21 protein-coding genes are annotated in these 21,778 nt (G+C 37.9%); 5 read left to right on the top strand and 16 right to left on the bottom strand.

Annotated elements, in window-relative coordinates:
• Positions 1 to 98: 98 nt before the first annotated feature.
• Positions 99 to 1,274 carry an ABC transporter permease DevC gene (gene devC / locus CUN59_RS16660; protein WP_104388892.1) on the top strand — a complete coding sequence of 392 codons (1,176 nt, stop codon included), beginning with the start codon at positions 99 to 101 and terminating at the stop codon, positions 1,272 to 1,274.
• A 267-nt stretch (positions 1,275 to 1,541) separates the two neighbouring features.
• Positions 1,542 to 2,450, top strand: a complete 909-nt coding sequence (locus tag CUN59_RS16655) for a M23 family metallopeptidase (RefSeq protein WP_104388891.1) — start codon at positions 1,542 to 1,544, stop codon at positions 2,448 to 2,450.
• Between the two features lie 92 nt (positions 2,451 to 2,542).
• On the opposite strand, the gene CUN59_RS16650 is transcribed toward CUN59_RS16655, so the two are convergent.
• From CUN59_RS16650 to CUN59_RS16595, 11 genes are all read right to left on the bottom strand, one after another.
• Complete coding sequence (locus CUN59_RS16650) at positions 2,543 to 5,764, bottom strand: type I restriction endonuclease subunit R (RefSeq protein WP_104388890.1); 3,222 nt, start codon at positions 5,762 to 5,764, stop codon at positions 2,543 to 2,545.
• Positions 5,765 to 5,775: 11 nt separating this feature from the next.
• The gene (locus CUN59_RS21775) at positions 5,776 to 6,171 is read right to left on the bottom strand and encodes a DUF2283 domain-containing protein (protein ID WP_207765433.1); all 396 of its coding nucleotides are present in this window, start codon (positions 6,169 to 6,171) and stop codon (positions 5,776 to 5,778) included.
• A complete protein-coding gene (locus CUN59_RS16635) occupies positions 6,152 to 6,601 on the bottom strand; it encodes a PIN domain-containing protein (RefSeq protein WP_228037111.1) in 450 nt (149 codons plus the stop codon). The genes CUN59_RS21775 and CUN59_RS16635 overlap by 20 nt, the downstream gene beginning before the upstream one ends.
• Positions 6,602 to 6,646: 45 nt before the next feature.
• Entirely contained in the window at positions 6,647 to 7,183 is a 537-nt protein-coding gene (locus CUN59_RS16630; RefSeq protein WP_104388888.1) for a hypothetical protein, read from the bottom strand.
• Between the two features lie 102 nt (positions 7,184 to 7,285).
• A complete protein-coding gene (locus tag CUN59_RS16625; RefSeq protein ID WP_104388887.1) occupies positions 7,286 to 8,656 on the bottom strand; it encodes a restriction endonuclease subunit S in 1,371 nt (456 codons plus the stop codon).
• A gap of 135 nt (positions 8,657 to 8,791) precedes the next feature.
• Positions 8,792 to 9,013, bottom strand: a complete 222-nt coding sequence (locus tag CUN59_RS16620) for a type II toxin-antitoxin system HicA family toxin (protein WP_104388886.1) — start codon at positions 9,011 to 9,013, stop codon at positions 8,792 to 8,794.
• On the bottom strand, positions 9,013 to 9,252 hold the full coding sequence (locus CUN59_RS16615; protein WP_104388885.1) for a type II toxin-antitoxin system HicB family antitoxin: 240 nt from the start codon (positions 9,250 to 9,252) through the stop codon (positions 9,013 to 9,015). Before CUN59_RS16615 ends, CUN59_RS16620 begins: the two co-directional genes overlap by 1 nt.
• 258 nt (positions 9,253 to 9,510) lie before the next feature.
• Positions 9,511 to 10,557, bottom strand: coding sequence for a PDDEXK nuclease domain-containing protein (locus CUN59_RS16610; protein WP_104388884.1), 1,047 nt, complete (start codon positions 10,555 to 10,557; stop codon positions 9,511 to 9,513).
• A 558-nt stretch (positions 10,558 to 11,115) separates the two neighbouring features.
• Positions 11,116 to 11,592, bottom strand: a complete 477-nt coding sequence (locus CUN59_RS22125; protein ID WP_243406970.1) for an RpnC/YadD family protein — start codon at positions 11,590 to 11,592, stop codon at positions 11,116 to 11,118.
• Positions 11,593 to 11,612: 20 nt separating this feature from the next.
• The gene (locus CUN59_RS16600) at positions 11,613 to 13,172 is read right to left on the bottom strand and encodes a class I SAM-dependent DNA methyltransferase (RefSeq protein WP_104388883.1); all 1,560 of its coding nucleotides are present in this window, start codon (positions 13,170 to 13,172) and stop codon (positions 11,613 to 11,615) included.
• A 43-nt stretch (positions 13,173 to 13,215) separates the two neighbouring features.
• On the bottom strand, positions 13,216 to 13,920 hold the full coding sequence (locus tag CUN59_RS16595) for a L,D-transpeptidase (RefSeq protein ID WP_104388882.1): 705 nt from the start codon (positions 13,918 to 13,920) through the stop codon (positions 13,216 to 13,218).
• A gap of 330 nt (positions 13,921 to 14,250) precedes the next feature.
• Here CUN59_RS16595 and CUN59_RS16590 point away from each other — a divergent pair, with 330 nt between their 5' ends.
• Positions 14,251 to 14,907, top strand: coding sequence for a sigma-70 family RNA polymerase sigma factor (locus CUN59_RS16590; protein WP_104388881.1), 657 nt, complete (start codon positions 14,251 to 14,253; stop codon positions 14,905 to 14,907).
• 116 nt (positions 14,908 to 15,023) lie between these two features.
• Positions 15,024 to 15,503 carry an anti-sigma factor family protein gene (locus CUN59_RS16585; protein WP_104388896.1) on the top strand — a complete coding sequence of 160 codons (480 nt, stop codon included), beginning with the start codon at positions 15,024 to 15,026 and terminating at the stop codon, positions 15,501 to 15,503.
• A gap of 377 nt (positions 15,504 to 15,880) precedes the next feature.
• Here CUN59_RS16585 and CUN59_RS16580 read toward each other — a convergent pair whose 3' ends face one another.
• Positions 15,881 to 16,507 carry a class I SAM-dependent methyltransferase gene (locus CUN59_RS16580; RefSeq protein ID WP_104388880.1) on the bottom strand — a complete coding sequence of 209 codons (627 nt, stop codon included), beginning with the start codon at positions 16,505 to 16,507 and terminating at the stop codon, positions 15,881 to 15,883.
• A gap of 94 nt (positions 16,508 to 16,601) precedes the next feature.
• On the opposite strand from CUN59_RS16580, the gene hemH reads away from it, so the two are divergent.
• Positions 16,602 to 17,768, top strand: a complete 1,167-nt coding sequence (gene hemH / locus CUN59_RS16575) for a ferrochelatase (protein ID WP_104388879.1) — start codon at positions 16,602 to 16,604, stop codon at positions 17,766 to 17,768.
• A gap of 58 nt (positions 17,769 to 17,826) precedes the next feature.
• On the opposite strand, the gene CUN59_RS16570 is transcribed toward hemH, so the two are convergent.
• The 4 genes from CUN59_RS16570 to CUN59_RS16550 form a co-directional block, all read right to left on the bottom strand.
• The gene (locus tag CUN59_RS16570; RefSeq protein WP_104388895.1) at positions 17,827 to 18,384 is read right to left on the bottom strand and encodes a DUF4126 domain-containing protein; all 558 of its coding nucleotides are present in this window, start codon (positions 18,382 to 18,384) and stop codon (positions 17,827 to 17,829) included.
• Between the two features lie 782 nt (positions 18,385 to 19,166).
• Positions 19,167 to 20,462 (bottom strand): adenylosuccinate lyase, encoded by a 1,296-nt coding sequence (gene purB, locus CUN59_RS16560; protein WP_104388894.1) that lies wholly within the window; start codon positions 20,460 to 20,462, stop codon positions 19,167 to 19,169.
• A 161-nt stretch (positions 20,463 to 20,623) separates the two neighbouring features.
• A complete protein-coding gene (locus CUN59_RS16555) occupies positions 20,624 to 21,277 on the bottom strand; it encodes an HAS-barrel domain-containing protein (RefSeq protein WP_104388877.1) in 654 nt (217 codons plus the stop codon).
• A gap of 117 nt (positions 21,278 to 21,394) precedes the next feature.
• The gene (locus CUN59_RS16550; protein ID WP_104388876.1) at positions 21,395 to 21,589 is read right to left on the bottom strand and encodes an NAD(P)H dehydrogenase subunit NdhS; all 195 of its coding nucleotides are present in this window, start codon (positions 21,587 to 21,589) and stop codon (positions 21,395 to 21,397) included.
• Positions 21,590 to 21,778 lie beyond the last annotated feature (189 nt).

Below are 21,778 nucleotides of genomic sequence, written 5' to 3'. Positions count from 1 at the left end.
AGCTGCGTAACAGCTTATGAACGAGGGCTATAGCTGAATACTTAATTTTTCTTCCTCCTCCTGAACTCCTATTACTTGCTTTTTTATCCTCAAATTCTATGTTTAATATTTTGCAAAAATTCAGACGCAGAACACCTTTAGGATGGTTACAACTTACCCATGAAAAAAGTCGTTTATTAGTAGCAGTATCAGGAATTGCTTTTGCCGATGTTCTCATGTTTATGCAGTTAGGTTTTCAAACTGCTTTATATGATAGCAATACTAGATTACATCGTAGTTTAGCAACAGATATTATTCTGATTAGTCCCCAAGCGCGAAGTTTACAAAGTATGTCTACCTTTTCCCGTAGACGACTTTATCAAGCAATGGATATACCAGGAGTCAAATCTGCTGAGGCGATGTATTGTAATCATATAATTTGGAAAAATCCCCAAACACGATTGGAAACAGGAGTTTTGATTATTGGTATTAATCCCAATAGACCAGCTTTTAATTTACCAGAAATTAACGAGCAATTAGACAAAATTAAATTACCAAATACAGTTTTATTTGATCGTGCTGCTAGAGGTAAATATCAACAAGCCATTGAAGAAATTCAAGCAGGTAAAACCATCACTACTGAAATTAATGGTAGTACAATTACCATAGGTGGTTTATTTAAAATTGGTGCTTCCTTCGCCGCCGATGGTAGTTTAATTACCAGTGCTGATAACTTTTCCCAAATCTTTGCTAGACAGCCTACAAGTAGTGTGAGTATTGGCTTGCTTAAAATCAAACCCGGTTATCAGATTAATCAAGTTGTTGCCGATTTAAAGGCGTATTTAAAAGATGATGTCAGAGTTTTAACTCACTCTGAATTTATTGAATTTGAAAATCAATTTTGGAGTAGTAATTCCCCTATCGGATTTATTTTTAATCTGGGTGTATCCATGGGATTTGTAGTAGGAGTAATTATTGTTTATCAAATCCTTTCTACAGATGTTAATGCCCATTTGCGAGAATATGCAACTTTTAAAGCTATAGGATATCCTCATTTCTATTTATTAACCATAATTTTTGAAGAAGCTCTGATTTTAGCAGCATTAGGATTTTTACCAGGTGTAGCAGTGTCTTTAGGACTTTATCAGCTAACAAGAACAGCAACAAATTTACCCATGTATATGACGATTATACGTGGATTACAAGTTTTATTATTAACAATAATTATGTGTGCTATATCTGGGGCAATTGCTACCAATAAACTTCAATCTGCCGATCCTGCGGATATGTTTTAAAGTCAGGATTCAGGTGAGGCGAAAATATCACCGATTTCTGTGATAAATCTATCATTTGTAGACACAATCAATCAAAGAAGTTGGGGACCTGGGTATGAATGATTGTATTATTTACAAGTGCATACCGCTATATCTGATGCACCCTACGTATCTTTTCATAAATCAAATATTATTCCTATATAAATTATTATTCAGGAAACAGAAACTAACATAAAATAGTCTGTTGATTAACAGCAGCAGAAAATTGTTGATAAACATAGGATTACCATGACTAATAGTATTCATCCACAGCATAAATTACAGAATTTCAGTATTATTAATCCTGCTAAAATCCTCATAGGTATACTTGCCACAGTTCCTTGGAGTTTAGGCTTACCGGCAGCAGCTTTAGAGGTACAGGTAATACCGAAAAATCCCCGCTTAGGAGATACAATTTCTGTAGTAATTAGCGCAGATGAGCAAGAAAAAATTAGTAATCCTACGGTAACAGTTGGAGACAAAAGATATCCAACTTTTGCCATAGCACCGCGTAAATATCGTTCTTTCATTCCTACCACACCCTTAGAAAAGGCGGGAGTGAGAACAATTAGAATTTCTGAAGGTGAACAAGAAAAAAATTTAGCGGTGCAAGTGAGCGATCGCAAATTTCCCGTCCAACGCATTACCCTCCCACCTGGAAAAGCAGGAGTACAAGCCACCGAGTATGAACTAGCGCGAGCAAAAGAATTAAAAGCCTTACAAACCCCTGAAAAATACTGGAATGGTCCCTTTCTTACCCCCAATGCTGGACGCACATCCACCAGATATGGTGTCCGTCGCTACTACAACGGTAAATTTGCCCAAGACTATTACCATCGGGGACAAGACTATGCAGGTGCAGAGGGTTCAGCAGTCATTAGTCCAGCCGCTGGTAGAGTCGCTTTAGTTGGTAGAGTATCTCAAGGTTTTAGGGTTCATGGTAATGTAGTTGGCATTGATCATGGCCAAGGAGTAGTTAGCATTTTTATGCACTTAAGCCGTATTAACGTCAAAGAAGGTGATTTTGTCAAAGCAGGGCAAAATATTGGTGCTGTAGGCTCAACTGGTGCATCCACTGGACCTCATTTACACTGGGGCTTATATGTTAACGGACTTTCCGTTGATCCACTACCTTGGAAATCTCAAGAAATTGATTAAATTCTCGACTTTGTTGGTATGCCTGGGGCGGTTTTCTTGCATCTAAAACTTGAACATCACCGCTTCGGCATACTTTTAGTTATTTAAAAGCACTAATCCACCCAATCTTTACACAATAACTCTGCTTGTTCTAAAACTGTGGAAGTTGCCTTCTCCTGTTTATCTGGAGGATAACCATACTTTTTCAATAATCGTTTAATTGTCACTCGTAATTTAGCCCTGACATTTTCTTTCACTGTCCAATCAATGGTTAAGTTAGCACGGATCGCTTTGACTAAATCACGAGCGATCGCTTTGAGGGTATCATCTCCTAAATTGATCACCGCACTATCATTTACCTCTAAGGCATCATAAAAAGCGGTTTCATCTTCTGTTAGTCCCAAGTTTTCACCCCGTTTTTTTGCCTCCCGCATGACTTTTGCGAGTTCAATCAGTTCATTGATGACTTGGGCGGTTTCAATGGCACGGTTTTGATATCGTTTGATAGTATTTTCTAACATTTCTCGGAAGGAACGAGCTAGAATTAAGTTCTTCCGAGAACTGATTTTTATTTGTTCATTAATTAATTTTTGTAAGGTTTCTAATGCCAAATTTCGATAAGATAAACCCCGCACTTCTTCTAAGAATTCATCGGAGAGGATAGCGATATTTGGTTTATTTAATCCTGCGGATGTAAAGATATCTGTGACTTGATCACTAGCGATCGCTTTTGATACTATTTGTCTGACTGCTGCATCTATATCTTCTGAACTTTTACCATCACCAGTGGTATATTTTACCATTGCTGCTTTGATAGCTTGAAAAAATCCCACTTCATCCCTAATAGTAATTGCTGCATCCGTACTGCTAACTAAAGCAAAGGCTTTGGATAATTCACCTACTGCCTTAATATAACGTCGTTTACCATCTGCCAATCCTAAGATATGATTGAGGGCAGCAGGAATGATTGATACTCGTTCTGTGGGTTTACCTGTAAAGAATTTCTGATAGTTAAAACCATGATACATAAACTGGACAATTTCGTATTTCTCCTGCATCACTGCTAGGGCAATATTAGTATCAATTGCTGTTTCCCCTCTATCTCTTTCTGTATAGTCTTTGAGTGCATCTTTGAGTTGTTCGGCAATGCCTAAATAGTCAACTATTAACCCCCCTGGTTTATCTTTAAAAACCCGATTTACTCTGGCTATAGCTTGCATTAAATTGTGTCCCTGCATGGGTTTATCTACATATAAAGTATGTAGACTTGGGGCATCAAATCCTGTTAGCCACATATCCCTGACTATCACTAATTTAAAGGAATCATCAGCTTTTTTGAAGCGTTTAGCTAATTCTTTCCGGGCTTTTTTACTGCGGATATGGGGCTGCATTTTTTTATCATCAGCAGCAGAACCAGTCATGATAACTTTAATTACTCCTTGGTTATCATCTTCACTGTGCCATTCTGGTTTTAGTTGTATGATAGCATGATACAAGTCAGCACAAATACGGCGACTCATACAGACAATCATCCCTTTACCATCTCTCAATTCCGGTGCTGCGGTGCGATTTTCAAAATGTTCAACAATGTCTTTAGCAATTTGATTAATGCGTTTTTCTGCACCAACTAAGGCTTCTAATCTTGCCCATTTACTTTTAAGTTTTTCCTTGGTAGTAAATTCTTCTTCTTCGGTAATTTCTTCAAATTCAAAATCTATTTTAGGGAGTTCTGAGGGGTTTAAATCAAGTTTTGCTAATCGTGTTTCATAGTATATTTTGACTGTCGCTTCATCTTCCACTGCCCTTTGAATATCGTAAACATCTATATAATCTCCAAATAAAGCAGTGGTATTTTTATCAGTTTGGGCAATGGGTGTACCTGTAAAACCCACAAAGGAAGCGTTAGGTATTGCGTCTCTTAAATATTTGGCGTAACCATATTTAATATCAGCAGATTCTAACTTATTTTCTGTTTGACTATCAAATTTATAGGTATTTGTTGATTCAGCTACTTTAATTTGTGGTTTTGTTTGAGGGTTGAGATAAGAAACTTTTTTCTCAGTCTTGGCAGATTTAACTACAACTTTAGCTTTTAATCCGTATTGGCTTCTGTGTGCTTCATCTGCCATCAAAACTATATTATGTCGGGAGGAAAGTTTCTCATATTCGTTACCTGTTTCTGGGGCGAATTTTTGAATAGTTGTAAATATAATTCCTCCTGCTGCAACTTGGAGTAATTTTTGTAAATTTTCCCTATTTTCCGCCTGTACAGGATTTTGTCTTAATAAATCAACACAGGATGAAAAGGTAGTAAATAATTGATCATCTAAATCATTTCTATCTGTTAAAATTACCAAAGTGGGATTTTTCATTGCTGGTTGTTGAATCAATTTCCCACTATAAAATGCCATTGTCAAACTTTTACCGCTACCTTGGGTGTGCCAGACTACACCCACTTTTCTATCTCCATCTGTGCGGGAGGCTTTAATAGTAGAAGTAATGGCTTTATTCACGGCGTGGTATTGGTGATACCCTGCGATTTTTTTAATAATTGTATCTTGGTCTACTTCAAAAACAATAAAATATTGCAGTATATCTAATATAGTAGATGGATTAAATATACCTTTAATAATTGTTTCTAATTCTGCTTCTTTTTGAGGAATAATATTTTGACCGTCAACAGTACGCCAAGGCATAAAACGTTCCCAGTCGGCGGTTAATGTTCCCACTCTAGCTTGAATACCATCGGAAATAACGAGAATTTCGTTATAGGGAAATAAACAGGGGATATCGTTTTTATAGGTTTGTAGTTGGTTGAATGCACCTTTAATTGTGGCGCTTTCATCTGTGGCGTTTTTGAGTTCAATTACGGCAATGGGTAAGCCGTTGATGAAGATAACGACATCAGGAATCCGGGCGGTTTTACCTGTTTCTTTAACGCGAAATTGATTAACTACTAACCAATCGTTATGATCTATTTTATCAAAATCAATTAGTTGGACTTTTTTATATTGGGTTTGTCCATTTTGTTGATATTCTACATCTACCCCATCTGTTAAATACTTATGAAAGCGGCGATTGTTTTCATAAAGTATGGGGGTTTCAGTGCGGGTGATTTTTTTGATTGCGTCTTGGATAGCGTGAAAGGGAATATGGGGGTTTATGGTTTGTAAGGCATTTTGGAGGCGGTTGATGAGGATAACATCATGATATTCTTGGCGTTCTGTTTGGGGGGTATCAGGGGCGATTTCTGTACCATTTAAGGAGGTATAGCCGAGTTCTGATAGCCAGTCTAGGGTGGCTTGTTCAATAATTGATTCTGTGAATTTTTCCATAGATTCCTTTTCTATTGGTGGAGGTTTTCAATTATCTGGGAAGCATTTAAAATTTTAATTCCTATGACATTACCTTCTGTGTCATAATCAAGAATTATTCCAGGACTAACAGGATTAGTTTTTTGAATTTCTACCTGACTCCAAGAGATTTTTAATTCATCAATATCAGGGTTATACTGGGCATTTGTATAATTAATAGATTCTGGTGGGTATTCTGCGTCTATTTTTTGCGATAAACTCTCTACTGTTTCATCTCCGAATTGTTGGTCTTTGAATTGTAAATAGTTACTTTGTCCCAGGTTATAGGTTGCGATAAATCTCAGTAGTTGAGTAGGTTTTAAATGATTGGTTAATATCATTAATACTTCTTGCAGTAGTTGTTGGTTGTTAGGAGTTTGGATTTTCATTTTCTATCTCTTGAATAAAATCAATAGGGTTAACTGTTTTTATTGTAGCTAAAGTTTGAGCGCGATTAATTAATCGTTTATCACAGGTGATAAAATAATCACAGTTACTTATTTCTGAGGATGCAACATGGAGAGCATCTAAGGCTTTAATTCCATCTTTTTCTAGTTGTTTTGCTCGTTGTTCTACGGTTGTAGTTTTAGGTTGTATGAAAGTAGCCATTTTTAAATATCTGTTCATACTGTATTGTTGTAATATTTGTGTATTGCGGCTATTTTCATATTCTAAAGTGGGAGAATTGACTAACTCAATTTCTTTATCTTCTACCTTTTGTAAAATGATCAATACTGCTTGCGTTTCTAAAAAGATTTTGGCTTGTGTTTGATCATCAAATGGGCGATTGTAGACGCTGGTATCAAGGTAGACTCTCATGATAATTTGTGGTTAATTAACATTGCTAAACCCCTACAGGATTATTCAAATATTATCAATTTGGAAATTGTGGGGATTTTGTAATATAAAATGGTTGTTTTCTTTGACTAAATCACCTGTAAAACTAATTGGTAAACGTTGTTGGTAGGCTTTAATAGCTAAGATGTAATTTTGGTTATTTAGTTCGGTATGAATTTTCTGTAATTTTTGAAAAACAATTCCTAAAATAGTGATTTCACCCTTTAATTTATCGAAGTTAGGTGTATAAATATCCATCACAATGCCTTGGGTACTAATGTTAGGGATAATCTGTAAAAGTTCTGTTAAAATCTCTAGGCTAGGACGATTTTCTACAGTTGCTAATATTTCGATTATTTCTTGAATACGTTGGGGATAATCTCCCAGATTTTCTCGGTTAGGTAGTAAGATTTCAAAATCTTCTGGGGTTGCTGATTGATGCCAAATGGTGGCATGATTTAAGAAGGGTTGATTTTCCTGCCATCCGTGAGTTTGTAAGTAATTTCTGAGATTTTCCAGGGCTATATTTTGCAAGGTTTCTTGATCTTTGACAGTAATTTTCATGGTTGAACTCCTTGACTAATGTTGTGCATAATTGACTGTGGTTACTGCTTGTAAATAGGTGTTGCTAAATAGTTCTTTTTGTAGGTTTATATCCATATTGTTTTAAGTTAATTTTTCCATGATTTTTTCTGCTTCTTTTACTCGGATTTGTCCTGACATCAATTTTGGTAATAGAGTATCTCGGAGAGTAGTAATATTAATACTTTCTTGCCAATTAATATTTGAAAAATCAAATATTGGGCTTATAATTTTTTCAAATTTACTTATTAATGAAGAGTGAGGTAAACAAAATTCATAGCTAGGTATTCCGTCTTTGCTTAGATGTAAAACTGTGCTTCCATTCGTATGTGAATAAACATGATTTTGAAAATCATTTTGGTTAAACAAGTAATACAAAAAAGCAATATTTAGGTTTTTATTTCTTACTCTGATAATACCTAAATCAAGTGAAGCAACGAGTGTATTATATCTTTCATCAGCTTTAACAATAGCAGGTTTACCAATTACATCTGCTGCTTGAGTTACATCAGTATATGCAACTACTAACTCACCTGGCTTAATAATTTGTTCAGGTTTATAAGTTCCATTGTAAGGTTTTAATCCATCTGGTCTATAACCACCTCCTCTATGAAAAGATTTTAGTGTTACAAGTGCAGTTGATGATGGTACGAGTTCGCTGCTTTTATATGACTTACCTTTAATAATTTCTATTTCTTCTCCTAATGTCCCAACCTTCCACCCCTTCGGAATTAAACCCAAAGAAGACTCCTCAAAGTCATCAGGGAATAAATCAGCCGTTGCTGTATCCATACCTGCGGGTTGTCTCCCTGACCTCTTGGCGCTTACTGGGTCAAAATCCACAAACCACGATTTAAAAATTGCCCTGGCCATTGCTTCTAGGGTTTCGTTCATCTGTCGGTTTAGTTCGATTTTATCATCAAAGGAGGAAAGGATGTGAGCGATCGCTTTTTGTTCAGAAAGTGGGGGAACAGGTAATGAAGCCTCTCTTAAAGTAGTTAATGGCTTTTGAATTTGTGGGACACCAACCTGAGAAACTCTGCTAAAAAGATAATGCTGCCCTTCATCAGAGCATAACCAGTAGTAAAGATATTCTGGTATCAGCTTTGTAGTGTTACACTTAACTCGTAACATACTATTACCCATAATATACCGATGATATTTTCTATTCTTCGGCATAATTCCTATTTGTCCAAGTGTTCCTTTATGGACAAGTAGTACATCTCCTGGGAATGATTCAAATTTGGATAATCTATCCGCTGTTTCTTCGCTAATAAATACAAAGCCATCATCATAAAAGCGTCCATGATTAACATTTATACCGCGCAAAAGTGGAACTCCTGACGGTGTGTATTCTTCAGGAGTTAACGCCTTTCCAAAAGGTCCGATTTGAGTGGAGTAAGGCTCATCTGCTGCACATTCAGCAATTGTTTTTCGTGGCCATTCATTACTCATACTCCAACCCCCATAAGTTTACTTTAATCTCCCATTCTCCCAACTTACTAACCCATTCCATAATTCCCCTCACAACTCCTCTTCAACTTCGACATTTACCGCTTCTAACTGTTCAATAGTCAAGTTTTTAAATAACTAAATATCCAGAAAAATATCAACATCAACTTGAGCCTGTTTTAAAATACTTTGTAGTGTTCCCTCCTTAATTTCCCGATGATGAGGAATAGTTGTTTTTTGATTTGTTTCTGGATTAAACCAAATTTCATGATCTCCCTTAGCTGCGCGATAAAACTCAAAACCTAATTTTCCTAACTTTCTCGTAACTTCTCGATAAGAAAAACTGCCTAATCTTCCCATTATACCTCCAAGATTAGCGGATATTCAAACTGATTAGGTAAACCTTGAAAATGAAAAGAATGATTTTTCTCTTTTTCCAAATCTAATAAAACCTTAGCCACATCTGCCGCGATTTCTATAGCTTCTTGTACCGTTTTACCCTCAGCAACTAAACCCTGTAAATCATCACTGGTAGCCACAAAATACTCCTTTCCTTGTTCAATAAATTTTTCAACATTTAATCTAATGAGAGTTTGCATCTTTTGATATTCCCAAAGGTGGATAATTTGATTTTAACATTATACTGTTGTTGGGATGCAGTGTTTCTACTCGCAGTTGTTTGAAAAGTATTAGATGAACCGATAATCTCCATAAACCTAACCCCTTACCCCTTTCCTACGAGGGAAGGGGAGTTTTCAAAGCCTCTCCCCCCGTGGGGGAGAGGTTTGGAGAGGGGTTTCTTTATACATTAAAAACTTTGAAAACAACCTCTTAACTAAACCCTGCCATAATTTCCCTCATAACTCCTCCTCAACTTCCATATTTACCGCTTCCAACTCAGCTTCCAACTGTTCAATAGTCGGTAAACTCTCCTGCAACCTCTCTGGTAAACCCTCCCGTAATTGATAACTAGAAACCCCGATAGGCTTATTCATATCTCGCAAAGAATATTCAACAATCTTCTGCTTCTTATACTTACATAAAATAATCCCAATAGTCGGCATATCATCCCGGTGTTTTAGCAACTCATCCACAGCAGAAACATAAAAACTCATTTTCCCTGAAAACTCCGGTTTAAAAGCTTCCACCTTTAAATCAATCACCACAAAACACCGCAACCGTAAATGATAAAATAATAAATCTAAATAAAAATCTTCTCCTTCCACTTCCAAATGATACTGACTACCCACAAACGCAAAACCTACCCCTAATTCCAATAAAAAATCGCGGATACGTTCTATTAAAGCCCTCTCTAAATCTCGTTCCTGTGCCTCCTTTCCTAAGTTAATAAAATCAAAATTATAAGGGTCTTTAAATAACTGTTGTGCTAGTTCAGATTGGCGATTTGGCAACGTGCGAGAAAAATTAGTATCAGCCTTACCTTGTCTTTTATATAGTCCACTTTCTATCTGATGGACTAATACATTGCGACTCCATCCTTGCTCAATAGTTTGGCGAATATACCACTCGCGTTCAGTGGCATTTTTCACAGTATCTAAAATGCGGATATTATGCCCCCAAGGAATTTGTGCAACAACCTGCTGCACAAATTCAAAATCCTGGTAAGTTTCCGCAAAACTCCGCATATATTTAAGATTACGAGATGAAAAACCTTTCATTTCAGGAAATGCTTTTTGTAAATCAGAGGCTAAGTTATCTATAACTTTAGCACCCCATTTTTGCTGCTGTTGACGATGTAAAATATCCCTTCCAATTTGCCAATAAAGTAATATTAATTCGCGGTTGATAGCAATTACAGCCCGGACTTGTGCATTGCGGATGCGTTCTTTAAGTTCCTCAAAAAAATGATGATAATCTTCGGGAATTGATAAATTATTTACCATATATTTATTAATCTGCTGCTGACAAATTAGAGTGAACAAGTTGTGCAAATTCTTCTAACGAACTAACGCTAATTGTTGATAGCAGGAGTTGGTCTAGGAAAGATATACAGCACATTCCATCTACATGAGGTACAATGAATGTGAACAGGCAAGATGCCTGTGTTACAACCTCATAATAACGGAAACTGCTGTAAGCTGTTGTGCATTTAATTTGTATAATTCTTGCGGGCAAGATGCCCGCACTACAAGAAATAAAATAACAACATTAAGATTATTAGATATAGCTGCGTAACAGCTTATCATCAATTTGATTAATCTTTTCTATCAGATTTTCTAGAATATCACCAAACCTAACTTGTACAAATTTGATAATATTTTTAGGACTTACGCAAAAAACTCTCAAACTCTTATTCCTCCGTGTTCTCTGCGTCCTCTGTGGTTCGTTATTCCGTAACTCGTGCGTAAGTCCTAATTTTCTTTCCGAGTTTTTTCTATAGCGCGTCTTTCAATGTTAGTTACAAGTGGCATTTTTCGTTCCTGGTGATAGTTAGCTAATTTTTAATCAAAACTTAATTGCAAGTTTTCAGATAAAGCCATTATTAAATCAATGACCTTATATAAATCAACCATTTCTTTACGGTTATAACCTTTTTGATAAAGTAATCTAGCTAAGTTCCATTTCCACTGTTCTCTAGCTGACAAATTGCTATTAGTGGCTTTAGTCTTTAAATGTGCCATTACCACTATAGCAAAAATATTATTACTTTGCTCTAACTCCTCCCACTGATAATCTAAAAGCTTGATGATAGAAAAATTAAAGGTTAATTGACTACTTCCTAAACCATACTGATAGGAACTAGGTCGCCAACTTTTAGCTTCATCTCCTAGTATAGCCAAGCTAATTACAGGTTTTTGATATGAGTCAAAAGCTCGATAGTTGTAGATAAACATTCTTTGGGAAAATTCTTTATCATATTGACTTTGTACCTCTACATGAATTAATATCCAAACTTCTTGATTATCTAATAACCACACTTGAAATAATTTATCAGCGTTTATCCGCGTTCCATATTATATCCCAACCCCCGCAGATTCTCCCGAATCATTGCTTCTAACTTAGCACTTTCTGTAAATTGTTGCTCTAATTTCGCCGTCAGATGTAACATCTTTTCCTCAAAAGATTCATCATCATCTTCTACTTCTTCTGCTCCTACATATCTTCCTGGAGTTAATACATAACCATGTCCTTTGATTTCTTCAAAACTGGCACTTTTACAAAATCCAGGAACATCTATATATTCTCCCTGACCACTACCGCGCCAATTATAATAAGTTTGGGCAATTCTGGTGATTTCTTCCTGTGTTAAATCCCGATGCACTCTATCAATTAAAACCCCCAATTTCCGCCCATCAATAAATAAAGTTTCTCCCCGGCGTTTACGGAACTTACCCCCAGATTTAGAACGAGTTAAAAACCATAAACAAGCGGGAATTTGAGTGTTATAAAATAATTGTCCTGGTAGTGCCACCATACAATCAACTAAATCAGCTTCAATTAAAGCCTTTCTAATCTCTCCTTCCCCAGATTGATTAGAACTCATTGAACCATTAGCTAATACAAACCCCGCATAACCAAGAGGGGCTAAATGACTAATGATATGTTGAATCCAGGCATAGTTAGCATTACCAGCCGATGGTGTGCCATAAAGCCAACGTCCATCTTCTTGTAATGCTTCCCCACCCCAATCACTCATATTAAAGGGAGGATTTGCTAATATATAATCTGCTCTTAAATCTTTGTGTAAATCACTGCGGAAAGTATCAGCATTTTGTAAACCAATATTCCCTTCAATTCCGCGGATAGCTAAGTTCATCTTACACAGCTTCCAAGTTGTGGGGTTAGATTCTTGGCCATAAATAGAAATATCCCCCACGTTGCCCCCGTGAGATTCTACAAACTTCTCCGACTGGACAAACATTCCCCCAGAACCACAACAAGGATCATAAACTCGCCCTTTGTAGGGTTCTAACATTTCTACTAACAATTGCACCACACAACGAGGAGTGTAAAACTGTCCCCCGTTCTTCTTTTCTGCACTGGCGAATTGTCCTAAAAAATACTCATAAACTCTGCCTAAAATATCCTTAGAGCGACTTTCCGCGTCTCCTAAACCAATAGTACCAATTAAATCTATTAACTCTCCCAATAACCGTTTATCTAGGGCTGGTTTACCATATTCTTTGGGTAATACTCCCTTGAGAGAGGGATTTTCTTTCTCTATGGCATCCATCCCTAGATCAATTAATTCCCCAATCTTGATATTTTTAGCGTTACTCTGAAAATGTAACCACCGTGCAGGTTGGGGGACGTAAAATATATTCTCTGCTTTGTATTCGTCCCTATCTTCAGGATCTGCGTATTCATCCTCTGCTAATTTCTCGTAGAGTTCGTTAAAAGCATCAGAGATATATTTGAGGAAAATTAACCCTAAGACAACGTGCTTATACTCAGCCGCATCTAAGTGACCGCGTAACTTATCGGCAGCTTGCCATAATTTCTCTTCAAATCCTAACTTGGGGCTACTGCCGTTTGATTTAGTCTGTTTCGTTGCCACTTAGATTATCCTGCCTCTCATTGATACTGTTGACTGGCAATTCTTAATCTCGAACTAATACTGATGTACCTATCTTGACTTGGCTGTACAACATTCTCACGTCAGAATTACGCATTCTCAGGCAACCGTGAGAAACAGCCGCACCCATCAAATCAACATTTGGTGTACCATGAAAACCAATTTCATTGCGGCCATCTGACCAAAAACCAATCCATCTATCCCCCAAAGGACTGTCTGTACCACTTTCATAGATAGCTCCTGTAATGGGGTGTCGCCAGATGGGATAGTGTTCTTTATGTATAACTTGAAACTTGCCTATTGGTGTTTCCCAACCCTTTTTACCTATAGCAATAGGGTAACTAGCGATGATTTCATCAGCACGGGAAACATAAACACGGCGATCGCTCAAATCAACAATGACTTGAGTTCTCTCGACTCCTGATTCTAGGGGCTGATTAGTATTATTAGCTGGATCTGTAACATTACCTGAATTTGACTTCTCTGGTTTCCGGGGAGAATCGAAATTGATCACAGCAGATTGTTGGGGAGAGGTAGCTACGGAAGCAGCAATTGCACTATCTCCAATTTCAACTGGTGAACGCTGTGAATAAACATCTGTGGATGCAGACTGATTTAACTGCCCTGTGGTTCTCATATTGTGCCAATGGACAGCCAAAGATAAAATTGCTGTACCAAAACAGAGAAACATAACCATAGTCGCTACAGATTCATTTCTTGCCATTGCCATCGCCTAATTATTTATCCCTGACTTATGCGGGTAACCGATAATTGCTAACTGATTATTGTATCAATTACCCATTGCCCATTACCCATTACCAGTCAAGTATCTAGTGGACAGTTGTTCATCTGATCACTATTTCTAATCTAACAAATTGTTGATCAGTGTTTTATTTTTGCCTGTCTTTTCCATAGCTACCTGACCGGAATCAAATTCGGAAAAATCCTTTCTATTTATATTTCCGTGTTCCGATTATAAATCCGTCACCTTGCTAGGGAACTTTTTACCAATCATCCAGTCTAATAATGAGGAGTGATTTAGAACCAGTCCGATCTATCTATGAGTCAATGCATTAGTGTATCTTGGTCAACAGTTGATGCAACCTATCCAGCAGCATCCGTGCAAGTTGACAAACTCTCAAACCACGATCTTATTTTGCGCTGTCAAGTCGGATTGCGTCCAGACCGTGCTGCTTTTGCAGAACTGTTGCGTCGCTATCAGACTCAAGTTGATCGAGTTTTATATCATTTAGCTCCTGATTGGTCTGACAGAGCCGATTTAGCCCAGGAAGTATGGATTCGTGTCTATCGTAACATTGGCCGATTACAAGAACCTGCTAAGTTCCGGGGCTGGTTAAGCCGCATTGCCACGAATTTGTTTTATGATGAATTACGGAAACGTAAACGGGTAGTTAGTCCCCTGTCTCTAGATGCTCCCCGAACCCTAGACGACGGTGAAATAGATTGGGAAATTGCCGGGGATACCCCAGGTCCAGAAGAGGAACTAACAACGAGAGAATTTTATGATCAATTGCGAGAAGCGATCGCCGATTTACCAGAGGTTTTTCGTACTACTATTGTTCTTCGAGAGATTGAAGGCATGGCTTATGAAGAAATTGCCGAAATCACCGCGGTTTCTCTGGGAACAGTGAAATCTAGAATAGCCAGAGCCAGATCAAGATTACAAACTCAGTTGCAAAGCTATCTAGATACATAATCTACATCATGTTTCCTCAATTCTATGGCAGAATTTAATAAATATTCAGGACTGTCAGCGAAAATATATATTTTCTGCCATTGAGAAGTAACAATGAATTCACAGGTACTATGGATATGGAGAAGCGCGATTGTTTCGAGTTATTAAGTGCCTACCTAGATGGCGAAGTCACAGCTAATGAACGCCGGGAAGTGGAAGAGTTACTATCAACTGATGCTTCCATTAAAACTTTGTATGATAGATTGTTAAATCTCAGACAAGGCTTCCAAACTATACCTATTCCCTCTAGTGGGAAGTCTTCAGAGACAACTATTGAACAAGTATTTGCCAGAATTGATCGGCGTTATCACTTAAACTGGATATTAGGCGGTGTAGCGGTTGCCGCTTGTGTTTTGGGAGCAATTTCTGGCCTATTCTCTGGCAACTCTTTCAGAACACTGGAAATGGCACAAACACAATCAACCACGGAAATAACACCAACAGCCACCCAAACAGCAGCAGAATCTCCTTTAATGGTGGCTTTAAATAACCCTGTGATTGAAATTCCCAAAACAGCAATAGCACCAACTCAAAAACCAGTTAATAAAGTTAATTAATTTAGTCAGTTAATTATTGCCAGTCCAGCAGCTATTGAGCATTACTACTCCTAGCTGGTAGATTTTTTCTTTTATGAGCATTTAAGCCTTGTTAAGCCCTCACGTATCATTTAGGATTGCTATATATGATGACGTTATTGAAACCAATTATGAATTTAGGTGTAGAGACTTTCCCCGGAGCTTCTCTACAAAAGTTTGGATATTATCAAAAATCATTTTCATATATCAAATCAGCAGCGCAAAATTACTCAATTGAGGAGTAAATTCTGGTAATAAAAATTGCAAATACATCTAAAGATATTGATACCTTACCTGAAGAAGCGCAAATTTTACTACCTAATTTTATTCAATCGCTCAAAAAACCTTATCCACAGATTCTAAATTTTCTTCCCTTGAATTACCTGTAAACTCCCACCTGCATATAAACTAGGTTTACCCACGTCAAAACCATAATCTCTTAACAACCCAGGTAAATCTGTTTTTAACAATTCCCAAGCTGTCTGTGTTTCAAACAACCAGAAAAAGACCGCTAAACCTGGCCAAAATAAAAGATTTGTTGGTGGGTGAAAATCTACCAAAGTAAATACTCCCCCTGGCTTTAACACCCGATAAACCTCTGCAATAATTTTTTGTAGTTGTTCATGCTGCATTTCGTGTAAAGCTGCGCTAGTATGTACTACATCAAATGAACTATCTTCAAACGGCATATCTTCCGCAAATGCTTGGATATAGGTAGCATTGGGTACATTATTTTTAGATCGTTCTATAGATAAAGGTGAAGCATCTAAACCTGTCACATTTTGAGAATAATTCACTAAAAATCTAGTGGCTTGACCACTACCGCAACATAAATCTAAAATTCGAGTATCTGATTGTATCTTTAAATTTTGTAAAGCTAGTTGACGAAATCGGGTTTCACCACCCACACTCAGCGCAGCTAACCGCGATATACCATCATATAACCACTGGTATCTGTAACTCCAGTCTCTAAAAATTGTTGTCATTGCATTTTTTCCTGCGCATAAAGCTTTATATTTAATAAAGATATATTGTTAACATTAGTAAAAAATCTGTAAGGATTGGGGGAAAGTAACTGCTATGGGTCGTGTAGGAGTATTATTACTTAATCTTGGCGGTCCCGATAAACTAGAGGATGTCAGACCATTCTTATATAATCTGTTTTCAGATCCCGAAATTATCCGTTTACCGTTTCGCTGGATGCAAAAACCCCTAGCTTGGTTTATTGCTACACGCCGAGAAAAAACATCTCAAGAAAATTATAAGCAAATTGGCGGTGGTTCGCCATTGCGACGGATCACAGAAGAACAAGGGGAAGCAATTAAACATCAGCTAGGTGAATTAGGACAGGAAGCAAATATATATGTAGGAATGCGCTATTGGCATCCCTTTACCGAAGAAGCGATCGCCCAACTCACCCAAGATAATATTGATAAGTTGGTAATTCTGCCACTTTACCCCCAATTTTCCATCAGCACTAGCGGTTCTAGTTTCCGACTTCTAGAGCAACTGTGGAAAGAAAACCCCAAACTACAAAGTTTGGAATATACAGTCATTGCCTCTTGGTACAAACAACCAGGTTATCTCCAAGCAATGGCCGAACTTATCGCTGGGGAACTGCAACATTTTCCCCAACCAGAGGATGTACATATCTTCTTTAGCGCTCACGGTGTCCCGAAAAGCTACGTAGAAGAAGCTGGCGACCCCTACCAACAAGAAATAGAGGAATGCACATACTTAATTATGCAAACCCTTAACCGTCCTAATACCCATACCCTCGCCTATCAAAGTCGCGTTGGTCCAGTAGAATGGCTACAACCTTACACTGAAGATGCACTGAAAGAGCTAGGGGCAAAAGGTGTTAAAAATTTGGTGGTTGTACCAATTAGTTTTGTTTCCGAACACATCGAAACATTACAAGAAATTGATATTGAATACCGAGAAATAGCCGAAGAAGCAGGAATACACAACTTTCGACGCGCCCCCGCACCTAATACGCATCCAGTGTTTATTCAAGCGTTATCTAACTTAATCATAGATTCTCTGCAACAACCTAACCTCAAACTTTCCCAAGTCACCCAGATGAAGAAAAAGGTGAAGATGTATCCTCAAGAACGTTGGGAATGGGGACTGACCACCAGTGCCGAAGTCTGGAATGGTCGGATAGCCATGTTAGGTTTTATTGGTCTAATTATCGAATTAATTACCGGTAAAGGCTTACTGCACGTTATTGGGCTTTTACATTAGTTTGGGTAATGGGTAATGGGTAAGAAGGAAAAGAATAACATATTTCTCCCCTGTTCCCCTACTCCCCTACTCCCTGCCTCCTACCAACTTCATACCAATCATACCAGTATTTTGCACTGCGAATAGCCAACCACAGCAAAAGTAAAGCAATTAACCCACCCTGACGAGGGGCATCAACCGCAAAAAATACAAGTGTAATACATAAAATATCTTGTGAAAAGACCACCCAAATTGGTAAACCACGCAAACGATAAAACCAACCCACTAACACTAATTGAAATACTAAAGCTAATAAACCCCCAATTAAGGCTACTAACCAGCTTGGTGTATTCATCGCTGAATCAACTGCTAGCCCCATAAGCGCTCCGACAAAGGGAGATAAAAATAAATGAACTTGCTGTATTATTCTTTGACCAATTAGTTTTTTAGAAGCAAAAATTTCAAATAAAGACCAGCTAGTTAGCAGGCCAACTAAAACATGGGGTGAAATACGAGATAAGAGCGGCATCTGTGACCAAAGTTGATCACCCTGTAGGATACCAATAACTAATAGAGGTATACCTATTCTCATTCCGGCAGCAGCACTAGCAGATAATATCGCAAGAATTTCAACCATAGGTAGGGGTTGCTGAATAAAGCTATGGGTTTCGCGGATTTTAAGCTCACATTCCGCATAAGCGGAGAATAAAAAAATAATTATCTCCAAAAACATTGTTTGGTAAGGGTTTTCAGGATTTTAGTTCAAAGGAACTATAAAATGTTTATTAGGAATTTATCTCATTTATTGAGAATATTTTTGGAGTAAAGTTTGTACAACCCTGAATCTTTCGTGATAATTATTCAGAATTGGATTTTATCTGCGGAATGTGGGCTCAAACGTCCAAACGACAAATTTTCGTTGTGTGACAGTTTAGGGTGTGGAAGGTAGGCTATATTTATATCGAATATTGCTAATAATGGTGTCTGATATAGACCAAATGCTATAAATATAGCCATATAGCAATCCCAAATGATACGTGAGAGTTCAAGAAGGCTCAAATGCTTATAAAACAAGGATTTTTATCTACGTATTTTCTCACGATTGGGGTAGTATTGCTATAGTATATACAGATTTAGTCATTATAAACACAGTTATAATCTAGGCTTTTATGATTTGAGTATAGTAAGAAACCGTATATTTACTTTCACTTTGCAACAGGAAAGGACTACGTATTTAGAGGCAGGGAAGCAGGGAAGCAGGGAAGTAGGGAGGCAGGGAGGCAGGGGAGCAGGGGAGCACGGGAGAAATTTCCTTATTCTTTCTGAACTGTTGCCTGTGGTTACTGAGCGACTTGCCGCGAGTAAAGTCGAAGGGAGTCGAAGTATTGCCTCCTGCCTATTGCCTCTTCCCTATGAGTTTTAAATACTTAATCGTTGATAAACTTGCTCTAAATGCTGGAGATGATGTTGTGGATCAAAACAGGCTTCTACTTCTGCTGGTGACAAATGTTGAGTCACACGAGGATCTTTGCTGATTAAATCACGGAAGTTGCCTTCTGGTTTATTCCAAGCCGTGTGGGCGCTTTCTTGAACTATGGCATAGGCTTCTTCCCGTTTTATGCCTTTCTCAACTAAGGTGAGTAATACTCTTTGACTAAAGACTACTCCACCATAGCAGTTGAGATTTCGTACCATGTTTTCAGGATAAACTAATAGGTTGTTTACCAATTGGGTGATTTCATGCAGCATGAAATGAGTCAAAATGCAAGCATCTGGTAAAACAACTCGTTCTACAGAACTGTGAGAAATATCTCGTTCATGCCACAAGGCCACGTTTTCTAATACCGCCCCTGCGTGACTTCTAACCAGTCGCGCCATCCCTGTTAACCGTTCGGAACGGATGGGGTTGCGCTTGTGAGGCATAGCACTAGAACCTTTTTGTCCTTTAGAGAAAAATTCTTCAACTTCCAAAACATCTGTTTTTTGCAGGTTGCGAATTTCTACAGCAAAGCGTTCGATAGATGCAGCCAGGAGGGCTAATTGCTGTACAAAGTCAGCATGAATATCACGGGAAATTACCTGAGTAGAAGCCGTATCAGGTTTGAGTCCGAGTTTGGCACAAGCGATCGCTTCTACACGAGGTTCAATATTGGCATAAGTTCCCACTGCACCGGATATTTTACCGACAGCAATAGTTTTTTTGAGAATTTGCAGCCGTTCCTGGTGGCGTAACATTTCCGCCAACCAACCAGCTAACTTAAAGCCAAAAGTAATGGGTTCAGCGTGAATACCATGCGATCGCCCAATCATCACCGTATATCGATGTGCTGTGGCTTTTTTGCGAATCGCCTCAATAGCATCTTCCAGGCTTTTTAACAACAAATCCAGACTAGCAACTAATTGTAGTGCTAAAGCCGTATCTAATACATCCGAACTGGTTAAACCTAAATGAATATAGCGTCCTGCATCACCGACATATTCATTAACATTTGTCAGAAAAGCAATAACATCATGACGGACTTCAGCTTCAATTTCTAGAACCCGCTTCGGATCAAAATTTGCCTTAGCCTTAATTTCTTCAACTGCTGCTGCTGGAATATAACCCAGTTCTGCCTGTGCTTCGCAAACCGCAATCTCTACATCTAGCCAGGTTTTCAGCTTATGGGTTTCACTCCACAAATCGCCCATTTCGGGCAAGGTATAACGCTCAATCACATTCACAGCATCTAATACAACCGTCATATTTTACATTGTAACTGGAGTTTAGACTAAGGCATGACAAGATGACCCAGAAGGACTGAGTTTACAAATTACATAGCTAGATAGTTGAAACTGTTCCCTGTTCCCTGTTCCCTGTTCCCATTACTTTCTACTTATTATGGGTGAATTTGACTCAAAATATAGCGCAAACGATCATAATCATCTTTGAGTAAAATACTCAGATGTCGTCCAGCTTTGATTAACCATTCTCGATCATATTTACGCAATTGATATATTCCCCGAATAGTCGCTGCTACTAAGGAATCTACAGGCGCACCATTAATAAAAAGTAATGTGCGTAAAAAATCTAATTCTTTCGTAAACTGAATAATTCCTTCTGCTTGAGAATGGTAAACAGCTTGGTGAATTTGTGGCGGACGAGGTGGCAAATATTGATACATTTTGCCATTATCACTATTAATAGATTTTTCCTGAAATCCCACAATTGCGGCGCGAAATTCAGTTTTTAGCATAGAAAATATTTGCGGTTGTTCCTCACGCAAAGCCTCTAAGGATAATCCCAAAGCCACCGCGCGATGTACAGAATCAATCGGCATAGTTGTGGCATGATAAACCACAGCATAAACTTGATTACCAGATTCTTCATCCACAGCGCAAACCCAACTCCCAAAAGGTGGCATAGGTGGAAAACTCAGGTCTTCTGGTTCTAGACACTGGGCTAAAAATTCCGTAGTTGTGGTTTCAATTATCTCTGCAAAATGGTGAGAATGGCGATCGCTAATAGCAAACTGTGGTAAAGGTAGACGCATAAGCAATTAAAAAGAAGTTTAGAATGCAGGGGTACAGTAGTTGCAAAATCTTTTTAAATTAGGATTAGTCAATAGTCTTAGTAAATAACTAATGACCACTGACTAAGGACTAAATGATTATTTCACTTTTTTCTGAACTGTAGTTTCCACAGTTTCTAATTCTGTCGGCAGGAAAGTAATTATTTTATCCCAATTACCACCTTCAAACAGTACAGCTACTTTACCATCGCTAATTCGTTGTACAAGTCCTTCAGACCGATAATATGTATCAGCAGGATTTTTAACGCGAACAGTTGCTCCAGGTAGAATCATCATATTTACTCTTGTTGGTTTTCTATTTAACTATTCGCCGTAAGTCCCCCACTGAATTTGGTACTCCAAATCAGTGGTGGGATATAAGGCGGGAAAAACCGAAATCGTTCTCAACTAATACGAGGTGTCAGCCTTGTAAGGGCAAAGAACATTTGAGGTTTTTTGTAAATATTATCTATGAGATGGATG

Origin of the sequence: Cuspidothrix issatschenkoi CHARLIE-1, from assembly GCF_002934005.1 — a bacterium.
GTDB classification, from domain to species: Bacteria; Cyanobacteriota; Cyanobacteriia; order Cyanobacteriales; family Nostocaceae; genus Cuspidothrix; species Cuspidothrix issatschenkoi.
Note: the sequence above shows the minus strand (reverse complement) of the source record. Positions and strands in the feature narration are given on the sequence as shown.

Bases quoted from the DNA above. Each gene is read 5' to 3' on its own strand.
- devC (WP_104388892.1), top strand. From the start codon at position 99: ATGTTTAATATTTTGCAAAAATTCAGACGCAGAACACCTTTAGGATGG.
- CUN59_RS16655 (WP_104388891.1), top strand. From the start codon at position 1,542: ATGACTAATAGTATTCATCCACAGCATAAATTACAGAATTTCAGTATT.
- CUN59_RS16650 (WP_104388890.1), bottom strand. From the start codon at position 5,764: ATGGAAAAATTCACAGAATCAATTATTGAACAAGCCACCCTAGACTGG.
- CUN59_RS21775 (WP_207765433.1), bottom strand. From the start codon at position 6,171: ATGAAAATCCAAACTCCTAACAACCAACAACTACTGCAAGAAGTATTA.
- CUN59_RS16635 (WP_228037111.1), bottom strand. From the start codon at position 6,601: ATGAGAGTCTACCTTGATACCAGCGTCTACAATCGCCCATTTGATGAT.
- CUN59_RS16630 (WP_104388888.1), bottom strand. From the start codon at position 7,183: ATGAAAATTACTGTCAAAGATCAAGAAACCTTGCAAAATATAGCCCTG.
- CUN59_RS16625 (WP_104388887.1), bottom strand. From the start codon at position 8,656: ATGAGTAATGAATGGCCACGAAAAACAATTGCTGAATGTGCAGCAGAT.
- CUN59_RS16620 (WP_104388886.1), bottom strand. From the start codon at position 9,013: ATGGGAAGATTAGGCAGTTTTTCTTATCGAGAAGTTACGAGAAAGTTA.
- CUN59_RS16615 (WP_104388885.1), bottom strand. From the start codon at position 9,252: ATGCAAACTCTCATTAGATTAAATGTTGAAAAATTTATTGAACAAGGA.
- CUN59_RS16610 (WP_104388884.1), bottom strand. From the start codon at position 10,557: ATGGTAAATAATTTATCAATTCCCGAAGATTATCATCATTTTTTTGAG.
- CUN59_RS16595 (WP_104388882.1), bottom strand. From the start codon at position 13,920: ATGGCAATGGCAAGAAATGAATCTGTAGCGACTATGGTTATGTTTCTC.
- CUN59_RS16590 (WP_104388881.1), top strand. From the start codon at position 14,251: ATGAGTCAATGCATTAGTGTATCTTGGTCAACAGTTGATGCAACCTAT.
- CUN59_RS16585 (WP_104388896.1), top strand. From the start codon at position 15,024: ATGGAGAAGCGCGATTGTTTCGAGTTATTAAGTGCCTACCTAGATGGC.
- CUN59_RS16580 (WP_104388880.1), bottom strand. From the start codon at position 16,507: ATGACAACAATTTTTAGAGACTGGAGTTACAGATACCAGTGGTTATAT.
- hemH (WP_104388879.1), top strand. From the start codon at position 16,602: ATGGGTCGTGTAGGAGTATTATTACTTAATCTTGGCGGTCCCGATAAA.
- CUN59_RS16570 (WP_104388895.1), bottom strand. From the start codon at position 18,384: ATGGTTGAAATTCTTGCGATATTATCTGCTAGTGCTGCTGCCGGAATG.
- CUN59_RS16555 (WP_104388877.1), bottom strand. From the start codon at position 21,277: ATGCGTCTACCTTTACCACAGTTTGCTATTAGCGATCGCCATTCTCAC.
- CUN59_RS16550 (WP_104388876.1), bottom strand. From the start codon at position 21,589: ATGATTCTACCTGGAGCAACTGTTCGCGTTAAAAATCCTGCTGATACA.